Genomic DNA, 16,949 nt, shown 5'->3' with positions numbered 1-16,949 from the left:
GATGGTATCTTGAAAGCAGATTTGTTGAGGTATAGTATGCAAATTGCAATGCTAGCGCAGCTACTGAGATTATCCTTAATAAGTGTACAAGAATTCAATTTGATTAAAAAAAGAACCATGAGTGACTACGGAATCTGTTCAGACCTTACTTCCGGATAAGCCATGCACTGCACAAGAAGATTAACTTGATGTTGCCCTGTAGTGGGCTTTAAAACCAAATTCGCACATTTGTTGAATTCACCTGAATCCATTACGCTAAAAACGTAGATAAAACTCAGGGGAGGAATAGGCGATGTCATTTTCTATAGAAATTATTAAAGCAAATCGAAAGTTGTCTGATCGTACTGGAGGGAAACAAGAAGCCTTGAGGGTTGCCCCGTATGCGCGGGTAAGCACAGATACAGAAGAGCAATTAAATAGCTACAAATCCCAAGTCTCCTACTACAAAGAGATGATTGGCCAGCGTAGCGATTGGGTGCTTGCTGATATTTATGCGGATGAAGCCATTACTGGGACTCAGGTGAAAAAACGTGATGATTTTCAGAGACTAATTAACGATTGCCTGGATGGGAAGATCGATATGGTTATCACTAAGTCCATTTCAAGATTTGCCCGGAATACGGTAGACACTTTAAAATATGTTCGCATGCTCAAGGAAAAAAATGTGGCTGTGTTTTTTGAGAAAGAGAACATTAATACCTTAACTATGGACGGTGAATTGTTGCTAACCATTTTAAGCTCAGTAGCTCAGCAAGAAGTTGAGAATATCTCATCTATTGTAAAAATGGGCTTGAAGATGAAAATGCAACGTGGTGAGCTTGTTGGTTTCCAAAGCTGTCTTGGCTACGACTATGATCTCAAAACTAAACGAATTTCAGTAAATGAAGAGGAAGCTGAGGTTGTTCGATATATCTTTGAACGTTACATTTCTGGGATAGGAGCCTCAGTGATCGCCAAGGAGTTAACCAAACTCCCACATAAAACGAAGCGTGGGAATTTGGAGTGGGGAGATACTGCGGTACTCGGTATTATTAAGAACGAGAAATATAAGGGGGACCTTCTTCAAGGGAAAACCTTTACTCTAGATCCTATATCTAAGCGCAGATTAGATAATCGTGGCGAAGAGGATCAATATTACATAAAGAATCATCATGAGCCAATCATAAGTAATGAAATTTTTGAGAAAGCTCAGGATATTTTGTACAGACGGGGAAAGCCGCGGGGGAAACTTGAAAACGGAGGTAAACGAGAGAAATACAGTCGGAAGTTCACGTTCAGTTGTAAGCTTGAGTGCGGATTCTGTGGGAAAAGCTACTCTCGGAGAAGCTGGAATAGCAGAACCACCTACGCAAAAGTCATATGGCAATGTGTCTCTTTCTCGAAAAAAGGAAAGAAATATTGTCCTCATAGCAAAGGGGTTGAGGAAAAAATAATTGAGGGCGCATTTGTCGAAACGTACAATCGGGTCTGCGGCAATCATAAGGATGTGCTGGATGAGCTTCTGTTAAGGATGGAGTCAGTGCTTGGTGAGCAGCAGCATCACAAGCAGTTAAGCAAAGTTAAGCACGAAATCCAGGCACTTGAACAAAAGCGTTCAAATCTGATTGATCTCCATCTGGATGAAAAAGTTGATCGCTCCACTTACGAACGCAAATATGATGAACTGGAGTCCACGTTAACAAAATTAATTGAAGTGAGAGAACAACTGGAGGCATCGGCTCAAGAAGAAATCGACGTTGAAAAAAGATTGCAGCAATTTCGTAACGTGCTTCAAAGCAATACCGTTCTTTCTGAATTCGATCGAAGTGTTTTCGAAAGTGTCATTGAAAAGGTTGTAATGGGTGAAGAACAGGATGACGGTAGCGTAGAGCCGTATCAATTAACCTTTGTATTTAAAACCGGCGTTAAAAGCAGTATTAAAGGCAAGGGCGGAATACAAAGCCAAAAAAAGCTGGCAGTAGCAGAGAGGAATGATGCATGTCCCCATTCACCAGACAACACATGTGGAATGCCTCATATTGATGGTACGAAATGAGATGTGAAAGTAACCGCTCAGAAGCATGGATCACAATGGGCTGCTGCGATCGCGGCAGCCTCGTTGTGCGATTGGCGGCGCAACGACTAACGGGTGAAAGTCACGACCATACCGCAGGTGGTGGAAGTGCATAAAGTTTACTGGAGACAATATGAATCAGAAGGATGAATTGTTTTTTTTCTCTATTCAGCCATATTCTATTTACAAACCGACGGTCTGTTTATATAATTCAAACAGGTGTTAGTTTACTGTTCGTGGAGGAATGAACTTGAAAAATGAGGACCGCAGGAAACAAACGACTCAGAAATTACTTCATTCAACGAAAGAATTGTTGCAGGAAAAAAGCTGCCACGCTATCACCATGCAGGATATCATGAAAAGATCGGAATTATCTAAGGGGGCGATCTTCCATTACGTGAAGAGCAAAGACGAAATCTTTGCTTGGGTGCTGCAGGAACGGCTCGAAGAGACCAACAAGCATTTCATGAACGAAGTGGAATTAAGCGGCAAGACTTTCGACAGGCCGATGCAAATCCTTTCGAACAGCCTTCTGGCATTCGAAGATAAACATGATGTGACAAACACGGTGTTGATGTATTTGCTCGGCAGGGAAGAAGAGCCTGCTGTCGCGGATGTGCTCCAAAATTTTTATACGCGGGCAGTAGACTTATCCAAACAATGGATTTCGATTGGCCAGCAGCACGGTGTTATTCAAGAATCGGTTGATTCGGATAAAATGGCTGAAATGTTCGTTCTGATCTCGCTCGGCCTGCGTGTCCGTTCCTCATTACCGGCGATTACGGCGTCTTTTACAGCCCAAGATTTATCGGCATTCATGATAAGTAGTTTAAAATATAAGAAGTAAAAGAAGAGTGGATCAAGAAATGATGGCTGGTCTTCCATATCGTCGGCTTCGTGTTTTGCTTGCTATTCTCAAACATGATCATGAAAATTTTTAATTTCAAAGGAGGGATCAAGGTGGCGCCTTTTATTGTACTTATCGCCTCTTTTTTATTGTTTCGAGTTGCTGGATTTTTCGGTTGGGCTTATTTTGACGGCTGGCATCCATCACTGCAAGGAGCAGTTGCTGTCATGTTGCTGCTTACCGCTACCGCTCACTGGGGGAAAAGGCGTTCTGATCTGATCCGGATGGTTCCTCCGTCATTCCCAAGAAGAGATTTGATCGTGACGGCAACCGGGTGGCTCGAAATCGCAGCAGCGATCGGTATCATGATTCCAGCCACCTCCGAAGCCGCTTCCGTTTGTTTAACGGTTCTGCTGATTGCTATGTTTCCTGCAAATGTGCGTGCTGCACGAGAAAAACTGACGATTGGCGGCAAGCCGGTGCCAGGATTGTTTGTCCGTACTTTGCTACAGCTCATATTTATCACAGCAGTGATATTGGCTTCACCGATTTTTGGGCAGTGAATCCGACTACGGCGCTTGAGAGCATCACTGGCAATAATGAGGTCAGGAATGCGATTTCCCTAGGCTCGCTTCGCTTAACAAAAAAATCGTTTAAATCGGCAATATCGCGCACACAAGCCATGTGGAGGCGGTAGCAGGAATGCAACGAAAATGATACGTAGAAATCCTTTTTCCACCCAGAATAAAAAAACAGTTAAACGGAAGGTTAGATAAATCCATATTCAAAACTCGACGACAGCTGCAGGCTGTCTTTCTTTTTGCTCAAATTCCGAAAATAATGTTGAAAACAGAGAGAGGGGGCCGTTTCATCAAATCATGCCCTCTATTTGTTGGACATTAAGGACAATCAAAACCAAAAAATATTTCAAACCGAGAATAATCAAGATTTGCGCGATCTAAAGCTAATTAATGGGAAATCCATTTCGTTTGATTTGGTGACTTATAATCAAGAAGGTACAGACCATGGTTCAGAAATCAAGACGTTGGATATAACGAATTTCATTTCAAAGAAATAAACCAGGCGTAGGCTGGCACCCGAAGTTGACCGCGCTGAATGGGCTGTACCTGCTGGTACTCCTTTTTCGTCTTATACACGGGAAGGAGTGCCTCTGGATCGCGGCCAGTCTTCCAGGTTCATAAGACGAGATCTAAGATTCAGTCTCTATAGCGATTAGCTATAGCCAGCTATGGTTTATTGGGCTTTCCGATAGCGACAAGCGGCTTGGTATACTGGTTGTACGCATAAGCAGCAGTTGCAGAATGAGGAGGCCATCCCAAATGACAGACAAGTTTCAGATCGTAGGCAGCTTGCTTCGCCCGAAAGAGCTGCTCGGCTACAAGACGCAGATCGAACATCGCGACGACATTCAATATCCTTTTTACGACCATTTCGAAGGGTATGAGCAGTGCGAGGCCGATGCGATCCGGCAAGTGGTGAAAAAAGAGATCGAGCATGGGCTGTCGATCGTGACTGACGGGGAATTTTCCAAATCGATGTGGCATCTGGATTTTGTCTGGGGATTCAGCGGAGTGAAGCGCTACATTGCCGACCACGGCTATTTCTTCCGCGACATAGATGGCACTTCCAAATATGAGACGCGCAAGGACATCGGCCTCCGCATCACCGGCGAGCTGAGCGGGAAAAACCACCCTTTCCTCAAGACGTTCCGGCAGCTGCAGGAAACGGCCGGCGAGCAGCCGACGAAGCTCTGCGTGCCGTCTCCGTCGCATATTTTCGGGGAGCTGTCCTGGTCCGGCAATATCGGAGGCGCGGCCGCCGTCTATCAGACGACCCAGGAGCTCAAAGAAGGCCTGGTGAAGGCCTACAAGGAGTTTGTCGAGGACTTCGCCGCTGTCGGCGGCAAGATCCTGCAGTTCGACGACTGCCTGTGGGAGCTGTTCGCGGATGACAATCCGAACTCGCCGTATACCGGCGAGCAGATCAATCAATCGGAAGTCCAGGCGCTCGCCGCGGAATTCATCGACATCAACAATACGCTGATCGACTACGGCCATAGCCTCGGATTGAGCATGTGGACCCACAACTGCCGCGGCAACTACGATTCCCGCAACATGGGCGGAGGATCGTACGTCAAGATCGCCAACTTGTTCCTGAAGCAGCTGAACTACGATCGGTTCTTCCTGGAATGGGACGACGACCGCGCCGGCTCCCTGGAGGCGCTTGAAGTATTCAAGGACAAGCCGGAGACGGAAATCGTGCTTGGCCTGCTGTCCTCGAAGACGAATACGCTGGACGATGAAGCCCGCGTCGTGCGCCTGCTTGACGAAGCGTCCAAGATCATCGACAAGGATCGCCTGCTGCTGTCCCATCAATGCGGCTTCGCTTCCTGCGATGGCGGCAACGAGCTGAGCGAAGACGAGCAATGGGCCAAGATCGATCAAGGCCAGAAGATCGCGAAGCAATACTGGGGCTAGGGATGAGAGCGAGCGGATTCATAAGCTGATAAAAAAAAGGCTGCGTGAAAGGTCGGTGGTCCAGACCTGTTCATGCGGCCTCTTTATGCTGTTCGACTTCGCGACCGGCGTGACAATCTCATCCCGACTCCGACTTGTCCAGCGCGGCCCGCGGTAAGTATAATAGGGAGAGAGCTCAAGGCGCCCTCCTTCACCGGAAAAGGATGCAAGGCGAGGGTAATTCAAGCGGAAAGTTGGTTCAGCATGGGTCGCAAATGGAACAATATCAAGGAAAAGAAGGCGTCCAAGGACGCCAATACAAGCCGTATCTACGCCAAGTTCGGCCTGGAGATCTACGTCGCCGCCCGCAAGGGCGAGCCGGATCCGGAATCGAACCGAGCTCTGAGGGTCGTGCTCGAGCGCGCCAAGACGTACAACGTGCCGAAGGCGATCATCGACCGCGCGATCGAAAAAGCGAAGGGCAGCTCCGACGAGATCTATGAGGAGCTCCGCTACGAAGGCTTCGGGCCGAACGGCTCGATGGTCATCGTCGACGCCCTGACGAACAACGTCAACCGCACCGCCTCCGCCGTGCGCGCCGCCTTCAGCAAAAACGGCGGCAACATGGGCGTGAACGGCTCGGTCGCCTATATGTTCGACGCCACGGCCGTCATCGGCGTATCCGGCAAGTCGCTGGACGAGATCATGGAGCTGATGCTCGAGGCGGACGTCGACGTGCGCGACATCGTGGAAGAGGACGAGGACGTGCTCGTCTACGCGGAGCCGGATCAGTTCCATGCCGTGCAGGAGGCGCTTCGAGCATCGGGCATCGAGGAGTTCAGCGTCGCCGAGCTGACGATGCTCGCGCAGAACTTCGTCGAGCTGCCGGAAGACGCCCAGAAGCAGTTCGACAAGATCATCGACACGCTGGAGGATCTCGAGGATGTCCAGCAGGTGTATCACAACGTCGACTACGCCGAATGACCGCCTCCGCCGGACTCGCGCTTACGCGCGGGTCTGTTTTTTTACCCCATCCCTGAACGAGGAGGAAGGCCGATGGACCTGATCTGCCTGCGAAGCTTCCGCGAGGTCGCCGCCTGCGGCAGCATCACGAAGGCCGCCGAACGGCTCGGCTACGCCCAATCGAGCGTGACGGCGCAGCTGCAGAAGCTGGAGGAGCTGTATGGAACCGAGCTGCTGGAGCGCAGGGGCAGAAGGATGGAGCTGACGGCGGCGGGCGAAAAGCTGCTCGGCTATGCGAAGGAGATGCTGCGCCTGCATGCCGAGTCGCTGGAAGCGGTCGGAGCGGCGCTAGAGGTCAGCCTGACGATCGGCTCGATCGAGACGCTCGCCTCGTATTTCCTGCCGCCGCATCTGCAGGCTTTTCGGCAGAGGCAGCCGAACGTCTCGCTGTCGCTGCTGCCCGGCAATGAGCCGGAGCTGATCCGCGGCGTCAAGTCGGGCACGCTCGATGCGGCTCTCATCCTGGATCCGCCGCTGCGGGAGCCGGAGCTGGACGTGCATCTGCTGCGGCCGGAGCCGCTGCTGCTCGTCTGCGCGCCGGATCATCGGCTGGCCGGGCGGACGGAGGCTGCTGCAGCGGAGCTGGACGGGGAGCCACTCGTGCTGACCGAGGACGGCTGCACGTACCGGGCGGCGCTGCTACGGCGGCTCCAGGAGATCGGCGCGGAGGCGCGGATCTCCTGCGAGCTCGGCAGCATCGAGGCGATCAAGCGCTGCGTCGCCCAAGGACTGGGCGTTGCGCTGCTGCCGTCGATCGCCGTGCGCCAGGAGGTCGAGGAGGGCAAGCTCTGCGCCGCCGCGTTCACGGAGCCGCTGGCCGCCGAGTTCCACATCCAGCTCGTCCATTTGCCGAAGCGGCGTTCGTCGCCGGCGTTTGTCCAGTTTCTGGCCAGCGTCGGCGCCGACGTACCGCTCGGACGGACAGAGGGAGCCGAGCCGCCTCGAAGAGCGTGATCCATCGGCGCGGGCGATGGCTGCCATCGAAACCGTTGGATAACGGATGCGGGCCGGCTCGTGGTAGGATCATTTCCAAGGTTGAACAAACCTAAGCCAAGGAGATGATGACCGATGAAAAGCCCGATTTCGCTCGTCCATGAAACGCCTGCCGCATCGCCGGAAGAAGCGCGCCGCCACTTCCTCGGGAAGCTGTCCGTCGAGACGGATCCGTCCGATGTGCGCCACGATCAGCTGGCCGGCCTCGACTCGTTCCTGCTGGTCGACGTTCGCGCCGCCTCCGCCTATGCGGAACGCCATGCGGCCGGGGCGGTCAGCCTGCCGTACGGCGATATCAGCCCCGATTCGACGGCCGGCTGGCCCAAGGACCGGCTGCTCGTCCTGTACTGCTGGAGCCCGGCCTGCAACGGCGCGGCCAAAGCAGGCTTGCGTTTCTCCGAGCTCGGCTTCCGGGTCAAGGAGATGCTCGGCGGCATCGAGTACTGGCAGCGGGATGGATTCCCGGTCGAAGGGAGCCGAGCCGGCAGCGCGCCGGTCGTCGGCTGAGGCAGACTGAGGCAGGTTGAAGCAAGCTGATGCAAGTTGAGGTTGACTGGGGCAGGTTGATGCAAGCTGATGCAAATTGAGGCTGATGCAAGAGCGCCACGGGCATGATGCCCGTGGCGTTTTCAGCATTGACTATGGCTCGTATCCGGAGCCAGCCGGCCTATGGGACAAGAATTGCGAAGCGATTCGCCGTGTCACAAGCCGGGGAGACAGTAGACAGAATCCCTCGATGCGTAAGTATCGGAGAGAGTTGCGCGGAAAAACCGAGTAACTCCGGTAGGCAGGAGGCGGAATGGAGGGAGTTACGCGGAAAAACCGAGTAATTCTGGTAGGTAGGTGGCGGAAAGGAAGGAGTTGCGCGGAAAAACCGAGTAACTCCGGTAGGCAGGAGGCGAAACGGAGGGAGTTGAGCGGAAAAACCGAGTAACTCGGGTTGGCAGATGGCGGAACGGAGGGAGTTGCGCGGAAAAACCGAGCAGCTCGGATCTAAAAGCAAAGTGAGAGCTTGGTGTGGAGCTGTGCTCCGTATGCGGGACATGAGTAGAGCTTGGGGACCGGAGCGAAGCGAGGCGGGGAACTCGTGGAGAAGCGGCAGCGGTTCCCTTGGAGGCAGGATTCCACCCCTGCTGGGGAATGGGATCAAAGGAATCTGGGCTCCAGGGAGATCGGAACGAGTCCCCGCTCTGCGAAGCGGATGCCGGTCACGAGTCTCCGCTCCGCAAAGGGGTTGCCGGTCAGGGGTCTGCTCCGCGAAGCGGATGCCGGTTTTCAATGCCCGCAACGGGAAGGAGGCGCCGTTTCGGCTCTGGCAACCATGGCATAGCCACCAAAGCCGAAGCGAGACGCTGCGATGGATCGGACGAGGCAGCATCGCCGTCCGAAACGATGATTCTCACCTCGCCGCGCCGGCCATGCGCGGCGTTTTCAGCATTGACGATGAAGACGGTCCGCCTTAAAATGGAACTTAAATCAATACGATATATCGTAAAGTGCGAAACGGAAAGTTGGGATGTCTGATGAACAAAACGACCGGCTCGCCGCCGCAAGCGGCTCGAATTCGGCTGCGCAGCTATATGCGGCCTCATCTCGCGGTCGCCGTCGCGGCTCCGCTGCTCATGCTGCTGGAGGTCGCGATGGACCTGCTGCAGCCGAGGCTGATGGCCCGCATTCTCGACGAGGGCATCATCGGCGGGGATACCTCCTCGATCTGGACGGTCGGCGGCTGGATGCTGCTGGCCGCGCTGGTCGGCCTGGCGGGAGGCATCGGCTGCACGGTCTTTTCCACGCTCGCTTCCCAGCGGTTCGGCGCCGATCTGAGGGAAGGCCTCTACCGGCGGACGATGCGTCTGTCGCCGGAGCTGCTGGGCCGCTTCGGCACCGGCAGCCTCGTCACGCGCCTCACCGGCGACGTCTCGCAGCTCCAGCAGACGACGCTCGTCGCGCTGCGGATGCTGGCTCGCAGCCTGTTCATCGCGCTCGGCAGCCTCGTCATGTGCATCGCGCTCAGCCCGCGGCTGTCGCTCGTGCTCATCGTCACCGTGCCTGCGCTTGCCGTGCTGCTCGTCTGGCTGAAGCGGACGACGGTGCCGCTGTTCGCCTCGGTGCAGCAGGCGCTCGACGAGGTCAATACGCGGCTGCAGGAAAGCCTCGCGAACATGCGCGTCGTCAAGGCGTTCGTGCGCGCGCCGCATGAGGAAGCGCGATTCGGCGCCGCGAACGACGGCTACCGCGCGAGCAGCCTTGCCGCCGCGCGCATCGGCGCGCTCAGCCAGCCGCTGCTGTCGCTGCTGCTCGGCTTCACGACGGCGGCGGCGCTCTGGTACGGCGGAGCGCTGGCCGGCTCCGACTCGATCCAGCCGGGGCAGCTGGCCGCCTACCTCACTTATCTGAGCCAGCTGCTGCTGTCGCTGAACGGCCTCGGCAACCATCTGCTGACGCTGTCCCGGGCGACGGCGTCCGCGACCCGCATCCGCGAGGTGCTGGGGGCGAAGGACGAAGCGGGTTCCGGCAGCCATGCAGATGCGGAGCGAAAGCGCAAAGAAGCGCCAGAAGTCGATCCAAATGCGGCGCGTGACGCAGCGGCAGACGCCGCCCTGCAGCAAGGCGATGCGCCGCTGGACGATCCATCAGGTATGCCGGAGAGCGCTCGAGCCGCTGCGCGGGAAGCGCCGTATCTGGAATGGAGCGCGGTCGCCTACCGCTACCCCGGCTCGGACGAATACGCGCTGCGCGGCTTCAGCCTGAGCATCCGGCGAGGCGAGAGCATCGGCATCGTCGGCATGAACGGATCCGGCAAGTCGACGCTCGCGCTGCTGACGGCCGGCCTGCTCCAGCCGACCGAAGGATCGATCCGCCTTCAAGGCAAGCCGCTCGGCGAATGGGACCCGGAGGAGCTTCGCTCCAAGGTCGGACTCGTGCTTCAGCAGGCGCATCTGTTCAGCGGCTCGATCGCGGACAACATCCGCTACGGCCGCCCGGACGCCCCGGAGTCCGACATGCTCGAAGCGGCCGGCAGCGCCTTTGCGGCCGGCTTCGTCGGCGCGCTGCCGGAGGGCTACGGCACCCGGCTCGGGCAAAAAGGCGTCAACCTGTCCGGCGGCCAGCGGCAGCGGCTGTCGATCGCGCGCACGCTCCTGCTGAAGCCGGAGCTGCTTCTGCTCGACGACAGCACGAGCGCCGTCGACGCCGCCACGGAGACGGCGATCACCGAGTCGATCGAGCGGATGGGCGAGAGCTGCACGCTGCTGCTCGTCTCGCAGAAGCTGGCCTCGCTGCGCCGCTGCGACCGGATCGTCGTGCTGGACGAAGGGCGGCTGGCCGCTGTCGGCACGCAGGAGCAGCTGCTGGCGTCGAGCCCCCTTTACCGAGAGCTGGATGAATCCCAGAAAGGGGCGGAGCCCGCATGAAAACCTCCACGGCGCTGCGCCGCCTCGGCGCCTATCTGCTGCAAAGCCGCCGCCTGCTGCTCGCCATCGGCGTCTCGACGCTAGGCGCTTCGGGCTGCGCGCTTGCAGCTCCGTATTTGACCGGGCAAGCGCTCGACGCGCTGATCGGCGGCAGCGGAGGGTTCGCCGCGATCTGCCTGACGCTGGCCGCCGTCTATCTGCTCGGCAGCCTGGCGGGCTGGCTGCAGGCGCGGCTGCTCGCCGCCGTCACCCAGCGCACGGTCTGGCAGCTGCGCGGCGAGCTGTTCGCCCGCATGCAGCGGCTGCCCGTCGGCTTTTACGAGCAGCGCTCGCACGGCGAGCTGATGAGCCGCACGACCAACGACCTCGACAACGTCTCGAACAGCCTGAACCAGAGCCTCGTCCAGCTCATCTCCAGCGTCATCTCGATCGTCGGCAGCCTGGCGCTCATGCTGTGGCTGCAGCCGCTGCTGACGCTCGTCGCCGTCTCGACGGTGCCGCTGCTATACGGCGTGGCGCGGCTCGTCGCCCGCACGACGCGCAGCCAGTTCAAGCTGCAGCAGGTCGAGCTCGCCGAGGCGAACAGCCGCATCGAGGAGACGGTGACCGGCCGCCACGTCGTCACGCTGTTTCACCAAGAGGAGCGCGCCGCAGCCGAGTTCTCCGCTGTCAACAAGCGGCTGCGGTCGGCCGGCACGCGAGCGCAGATCTACTCCGGCCTGATGGGGCCGTCCATGAACCTGCTCGGCCACTTGAACTACCTGCTGATCGCGGCGGCCGGCGGCTGGCTCGCCTCGCGCGAGCTCGCCTCGGTCGGCCTCGTCGTCAGCTTCCTCGGGTATTCCCGCCAGTTCAGCGGACCGGTCAACGAGCTGGCCAACCAGTACAACCTGATCCAAGCCGGCGTCGCCGGCGCCGAGCGCATCTTCGAGACGCTGGACACGGAGCCGGAGCGCTCCGCCGCGGAGCGTGCCGAGACGCCGCTCCTTCTGCAAGGCGACGTCGTGTTCCGCGAGGTCGGCTTCGGGTATGGCGCAGGCGCAGCGGTGCTGCGGGATGTCTCCTTCGCCGTCCCGGCCGGCACGATGACCGCTCTCGTCGGCCCGACGGGCGCCGGCAAATCGACGATCGTCTCGCTGCTCGCGCGCTTCCACGATCCGACCTCCGGCACGATCTCCATCGGCGGCGTCGACCTCGCCTCGCTGCATCGCGACGACGTGCGCAGCCGGATCGGCATCGTGCTGCAAGAGACGCAATTGTTCAGCGGCACCGTCCGCGAGAACATCCGGTACGGTCGGCTCGATGCGAGCGACGCGGAGGTGGAGGCGGCGGCGCGCGCGGCGCAGGCGCATCGCTTCATCCAGAAGCTGCCGGACCGCTACGACACCCGCCTTGCTCCGGAGGGCGGCAACCTGAGCCAGGGCCAGCGCCAGCTCATCTCGATCGCGCGCACGCTGCTGGCCGACCCGGATGTGCTGCTGCTCGACGAGGCGACAAGCAGCGTCGACACGCTCGCGGAGCTGGAGATCCAAAAGGCGATGGCCAGCCTCATGAAAGGCCGGACATCGATCGTCGTCGCCCACCGGCTTGGCACGATCCGCCGCGCGGATCAGATTCTCGTGCTGCACGAAGGGCGCATCGAGCAGAGGGGCACCCATGATGAGCTGATGCGCGCCGGCGGACGCTATCGCGAGCTGCACCGCCATCAGTTCGAGGAGCGGCAGGTTTCCCAGCATTGACTTTAACGAGGCGAGGAGAGGATCCGATGAACGACCATCCGATCGAATGTCCATGGTGCGGCCGAACGGTCGTGCTGCAAGGAAGCATCTGTCCCGAGTGCCGGCACGAGGTGCTGCCGGAGCATCTCGATACCGGCCTCGAGCCGAGCGGCGACGAGGCGGATGAAGCCGCCGTCCGGCAGGCCGATGCCAGCGAGGACAGCGGCGATTGGGACCGCGAAGGCGGCGAGTCCCTCGAGGACTTCGTCTGCCGTCGGTTCCGGTGCAGGGACTGCGGAGGCAACGAGGCGGAGGCGACCGAGGTCGCGATGACCGGGACGGGCCTCAGCAAGCTGATCGACCTGCAGCATCATCATTATCTGTTCGTCAGCTGCCAGGGCTGCGGCCTGGTGAAGGTGTACGATCCCGACGTGCTTCGCGGAAAGAAAAGCGGCGAAGGAAGCACGATCGCCGATCTCTTCTTCGGCTGAGGACATATGTCCTTTTCCTTTCCGATCCGAACGGTTAAAGTACGATTCGTAGGGAAAACCATCGGATGAGGAATGGAGTGGGCATCATCATGAAAGGCATCCTCGCCGCGATCGCGGCCGGCGGGTTCATCACGCTGCAGGGCGCCGCCAACAGCGTCATCGGCGAAGCGATCGGCACCTGGCAGGCGGCGGCGCTGACGCAGCTGACCGGCTTCGTCGGGGCGCTCGCGCTCGCGCTGCTGCTGCGCGGCCTGCAGCCGCGGACGCTGCTGGCGGTCAAGCCGGTCTACGCGACCGGAGGCGCGCTCGGCGCGCTCATCATTTTCGGCAATGTGACGGCCATCCATCAGATCGGCATCACGCTGACGACGTCGCTCGTCCTGCTCGGCCAGCTCGCCCTCACGTTCCTGATCGAGTGGAGAGGCTGGCTCGGCTCGAAGCGAATCAGCGTCGGCCCGGCGCAGGCGGCCGGCTTCGCGCTCATGGCCGGCGGCGTGCTGCTGCTGGCGATCGGATGACCGGGCAGCGCCAGAGAGGAGGCATGAGGATGGAAAGCGAAGCGGAGACGATCCGGCGGCATCTGCTTGAGCTGGGCCTCGGCGAGGCGATTCCGCCGGAGCTGGCGCGGCGGGCGTCGCTCGTCACGGCCGAGCCGGGCGAGGCGATCGTCCGCCAGGGCGGACGATCGGACAGCCTGCTGCTGCTCGCCGCGGGCAAGATCAAGGTGTACACGACGACGCCGGACGGCAAGTCGCTCATCCTCTCGTTCCTCGGACCGCCAGAGATGCTCGGCGACATCGAGTACGTGCAGCGCGGGCTGGAGCTGATGAATACGGTCGAGGCGGTCACGCCGGCGACGCTCATCCGCATCCCGTACCGCGAGGCGGACCGGCTGGCCGCCGATCATGCGCCGTTCCTGCGCTTCCTGCTCGGGGTCATCACGCGCAAGTTCCAGATGAAGAACAACTCGCTCAGCTTCAACCTGCTCTATCCGGTCGAGGTGCGGCTCGCCAGCTATCTGCTCAGCGTCTGCGGAGCGGAGGACGGCCGCGAGTCCGCCCGGCTGGAAGCCGGCGCGCTGCGAGACGCGGCGAACCTGATCGGCACGAGCTACCGGCATCTGAACCGGGTGCTGCTGCAGTTCGCGCGCGACGGGCTCATCGAGCGGGCGCGCTCGAGCATCGCGGTCCGCGACCGGGACGCGCTTGCGGCGCTCGCGCAGGAAAACATCTACGAACCGAAATCGGGAGGACGATCGGAATGACGGGCATCATCTGGGCTGTGGCATCGGGACTGCTGCTGAGCCTGCAAAATCTGTTCAACGCGAACGTCGACCGCAAAGCCGGCATGTGGACAACGACGACGCTCGTGCTCGGCATGGGCTTCGCGGCGGCGCTGCTGCTCGGGCTGGCGGCGGAAGGAGCGGCGCTGTTCCAGCTGGCCGGCATGGAGCCGTGGTTCGCCTTCAGCGGCCTGATCGGCATCGGCGTCGTCACCTGCATGGTGCAGGGCGTGAAGCGGCTCGGTCCGACGTTCGCCGTCAGCCTCGCGCTCTGCTCGCAGCTGGCGTTCGCCATGCTGTGGGACTCGATGGGCTGGCTCGGCCTGGAGCGGGTGCCGCTGGAGCCGACGCGGCTCGCCGGCGTGCTGCTGCTGGCTGCGGGCATCGTCGTGTTCAAGCTCGGCGGCCGCGGCCGTAGCAAGGAGCGGGTCCTGCCCGCCGCTGCGGAAGCGGGGCAGGACATCGCGTGAGGGGAGCCTGCGGGCGGAGCCGCCCTTGACTAGGATCTGATCTGCAAAAAAAGCGGGACGAAACCGGCAGCATGCCGGGCTCGTCCCGCTTTTTTGTCCTATGGAATCAAGCGGTCCGCATGACGGCCGAACGTCCGTCCGGCTGCCGTCTGCGCCGTGCGCCTATCCGCTCGTCAGCCCGCGCGCGACGCTCCCGGCAGCCCGCGCTTCTCCAGCAGGCGGATCGCGAGCGCGAACAGCGCGAGCGCCGCGAGCAGCAGCAGGCCGGCGTAGCGGAACACGTCCTGCAGGCTCGACGCCTCGACCGCGTAGCCGCCGGCATAGGTGCCGATGATGCGCGCCGCGCCCGCGTTCAGCAGCGCGTTCAGCGTCTGCCCGCTCGCCCGCAGCTCCGGCGCGACCTCTTTGTTGATGTACACCGACATCGTGACGGCGACGACGATGAACGTCAGCCCGTGCAGCGCCTGCACCGCGAGCGCGCCGTAGATCGAGCCGATCTCCGCGTACAGGAGCCAGCGCAGCGCCGACACGCCGCCTGCCGCCAGCAGGATCGCCGAGACGGAGAACCGTTTCAGGATGAGGGCGCTGAGCAGCAGGAACGGCAGCTCTCCGAGCGCGGAGACGACCATCGACCAGCCGAGCAGGTCTTTGCCGGCTCCGATCTCCGTGAAGTAGAGCGGGAAGAACGCGTAGTAGTAGCCGAGCGTCATATGGATGGCGAAGCAGAGGCCCATATAGAGCATGAGCCGGCGGTTGCGGAGCAGATGCAAGAAATTGAGCTTGCGGCCGCCGAACTGATGGCCCCGCACGCGCGGGTAGAGCAGGAGCAGCAGCAGCGTCGCGCCCATGACGGCCGCGTAGGCCGTGAACATGCCTTCGAGCCGGACCTTTTCCGCATAGATGCCGAAGCCGACGCTCATCGCCGCGAAGCCGAGCGTGCCCCCGATCCGGATGCGGCCGAAGCGGGACGCTTCGCGGCCTAGCGCCTCCAGCGTGATCGCGTCGGTGATCGCGCCGGTGGAGCTTTGGAACAGGGTGAACAGTCCGACTGCGACGATCAGCCACGGCAGCGCGGACGACAGCGGGAACAGCAGCATCGACAGGCCGCTGCCCGCCAGCAGCGCCGCGAGCACGGCGTTTTTGGAGCGGGCCTTGTCCGCGAGGGAGCCCCATGCCGGCTGGGCCAGCACGGCGATGAACGGGCCGATGCTGAGCAGCAGGCCGATATCGGAGCTGCCGTATCCGAGCTGGCGGAAATAGACCGGTGCAAACGTCCCGTAAATGGCATTGGCCGAATAAAGCACGAAATAGAACCAAAAGTACAGCTTCAGCGAATTCATCTTGATCTTCCTTTCCAACCCCATCCATCTTACCTCTGACGGGCCGATCCGCCAAGCGAAGCCGAAAAAACAAGCCGCCGACGGTTGACAGGCCGAGGAGTGGACGTTAGAATTTACTAAATTACTGATTTAGTGAATGAGAAAGCGAGGCGTCCGATGGACAAGAACCGACGCAAGGAGCTGCAGGAGCAGTACAAGGAAATGAAGACCTATCTCGGCGTCATCCGCCTCACGAACCGGACGAACGGCAAGATCTTTCTCGCCGCCTACCCGAACCTGAAAAACAAGTGGACGACGCTGCAAGCGCAGCTGCGCATGGGCAGGTTCGCCAATCTCGACGTGCAGCGCGACTGGAACGAGCACGGGGAGGAGGCGTTCGAGTACGCGGAGCTGGAACGCAAGGAATTCGATCCGGTCAAGATGACCGACATCAAGTGGGAGCTCAAGCTGCTGCTGAAGCCTTGGCTGGAGAAGCTGCAGCCGTATGGAGACGCCGGCTACAACCGTCTTTCGCGCGATTAGATTTGCCCCCGGCTCTCCGATCGGGTACGATGGGGAGACGAATGGAGCTGAGACGAACATGAGCAAGTCCAAAGGCGGCGGCACAGGCCGCGGCACGGGCAAAAAGGGCTGGAACCGCTGGCAGGCCGCCGAGCGGCGGGCCAAGAGCAAGCCCAAGCCCTATGTGAGCAAGGGGCTGCAGAAAAAGGCCGAGGAAGCGAAGGCGGCGCGCCAGAGCGAGCCTTCCAGCTGAGCGCTTCCCTGAACGGAACTCTTCGCTGAAGCCCGTTCAGGCGGGGCGAGCGCGCCTCGCCTGAGCGGGTCCGATATCACCTGAACCT

Annotated in this window: 16 protein-coding genes; 15 read left to right on the top strand and 1 reads right to left on the bottom strand. The window is 59.5% G+C overall.

Features of this window, described 5'->3' with window-relative positions; all coding sequences use genetic code 11:
• Positions 1-292 precede the first annotated feature (292 nt).
• The 13 genes from GE073_RS12870 (at position 293) to GE073_RS12810 (ending at position 14,767) form a co-directional block, all read left to right on the top strand.
• Complete coding sequence (locus GE073_RS12870) at positions 293-2,035, top strand: recombinase family protein (RefSeq protein WP_153783589.1); 1,743 nt, start codon at positions 293-295, stop codon at positions 2,033-2,035.
• A 268-nt stretch (positions 2,036-2,303) separates the two neighbouring features.
• Positions 2,304-2,900: a TetR/AcrR family transcriptional regulator gene (locus tag GE073_RS12865; RefSeq protein WP_153783588.1), complete on the top strand. Its 597-nt coding sequence runs from the start codon at positions 2,304-2,306 to the stop codon at positions 2,898-2,900.
• A gap of 113 nt (positions 2,901-3,013) precedes the next feature.
• Positions 3,014-3,463 carry a DoxX family protein gene (locus GE073_RS12860; RefSeq protein ID WP_028597245.1) on the top strand — a complete coding sequence of 150 codons (450 nt, stop codon included), beginning with the start codon at positions 3,014-3,016 and terminating at the stop codon, positions 3,461-3,463.
• A 777-nt stretch (positions 3,464-4,240) separates the two neighbouring features.
• Positions 4,241-5,398: a cobalamin-independent methionine synthase II family protein gene (locus GE073_RS12855; RefSeq protein WP_028597244.1), complete on the top strand. Its 1,158-nt coding sequence runs from the start codon at positions 4,241-4,243 to the stop codon at positions 5,396-5,398.
• 243 nt (positions 5,399-5,641) lie between these two features.
• The gene (locus GE073_RS12850; RefSeq protein WP_028597243.1) at positions 5,642-6,361 is read left to right on the top strand and encodes a YebC/PmpR family DNA-binding transcriptional regulator; all 720 of its coding nucleotides are present in this window, start codon (positions 5,642-5,644) and stop codon (positions 6,359-6,361) included.
• A 72-nt stretch (positions 6,362-6,433) separates the two neighbouring features.
• Complete coding sequence (locus GE073_RS12845; protein WP_153783587.1) at positions 6,434-7,354, top strand: LysR family transcriptional regulator; 921 nt, start codon at positions 6,434-6,436, stop codon at positions 7,352-7,354.
• 114 nt (positions 7,355-7,468) lie between these two features.
• Positions 7,469-7,900, top strand: coding sequence for a rhodanese-like domain-containing protein (locus GE073_RS12840; RefSeq protein ID WP_153783586.1), 432 nt, complete (start codon positions 7,469-7,471; stop codon positions 7,898-7,900).
• 1,016 nt (positions 7,901-8,916) lie between these two features.
• Positions 8,917-10,806 (top strand): ABC transporter ATP-binding protein, encoded by a 1,890-nt coding sequence (locus GE073_RS12835; RefSeq protein ID WP_052332900.1) that lies wholly within the window; start codon positions 8,917-8,919, stop codon positions 10,804-10,806.
• Positions 10,803-12,545 carry an ABC transporter ATP-binding protein gene (locus GE073_RS12830; RefSeq protein ID WP_153783585.1) on the top strand — a complete coding sequence of 581 codons (1,743 nt, stop codon included), beginning with the start codon at positions 10,803-10,805 and terminating at the stop codon, positions 12,543-12,545. The genes GE073_RS12835 and GE073_RS12830 overlap by 4 nt, the downstream gene beginning before the upstream one ends.
• 26 nt (positions 12,546-12,571) lie before the next feature.
• Complete coding sequence (locus GE073_RS25805) at positions 12,572-13,015, top strand: zinc ribbon domain-containing protein (RefSeq protein ID WP_101809148.1); 444 nt, start codon at positions 12,572-12,574, stop codon at positions 13,013-13,015.
• Between the two features lie 65 nt (positions 13,016-13,080).
• Positions 13,081-13,533, top strand: a complete 453-nt coding sequence (locus tag GE073_RS12820; RefSeq protein ID WP_228551470.1) for a DMT family transporter — start codon at positions 13,081-13,083, stop codon at positions 13,531-13,533.
• A gap of 29 nt (positions 13,534-13,562) precedes the next feature.
• Positions 13,563-14,279, top strand: a complete 717-nt coding sequence (locus GE073_RS12815; RefSeq protein WP_164820153.1) for a Crp/Fnr family transcriptional regulator — start codon at positions 13,563-13,565, stop codon at positions 14,277-14,279.
• The gene (locus GE073_RS12810) at positions 14,276-14,767 is read left to right on the top strand and encodes a DMT family transporter (protein WP_043110829.1); all 492 of its coding nucleotides are present in this window, start codon (positions 14,276-14,278) and stop codon (positions 14,765-14,767) included. The genes GE073_RS12815 and GE073_RS12810 overlap by 4 nt, the downstream gene beginning before the upstream one ends.
• A gap of 173 nt (positions 14,768-14,940) precedes the next feature.
• Here the strand turns inward: GE073_RS12810 and GE073_RS12805 are convergent, their stop codons facing one another.
• Positions 14,941-16,107: an MFS transporter gene (locus tag GE073_RS12805; RefSeq protein ID WP_028597236.1), complete on the bottom strand. Its 1,167-nt coding sequence runs from the start codon at positions 16,105-16,107 to the stop codon at positions 14,941-14,943.
• Between the two features lie 156 nt (positions 16,108-16,263).
• Between GE073_RS12805 and GE073_RS12800 the strand changes: the two genes are divergently transcribed.
• A complete protein-coding gene (locus tag GE073_RS12800; protein ID WP_028597235.1) occupies positions 16,264-16,629 on the top strand; it encodes a GIY-YIG nuclease family protein in 366 nt (121 codons plus the stop codon).
• 58 nt (positions 16,630-16,687) lie between these two features.
• Entirely contained in the window at positions 16,688-16,861 is a 174-nt protein-coding gene (locus tag GE073_RS12795; protein WP_084136501.1) for a DUF3934 family protein, read from the top strand.
• Positions 16,862-16,949: the final 88 nt, after the last annotated feature.

The sequence above is a fragment of the Paenibacillus sp. B01 genome, from assembly GCF_009649995.1.
Classification (GTDB): domain Bacteria; phylum Bacillota; class Bacilli; order Paenibacillales; family Paenibacillaceae; genus Paenibacillus_O; species Paenibacillus_O pasadenensis.
This window is presented reverse-complemented; position numbering and strand designations above follow the sequence as displayed.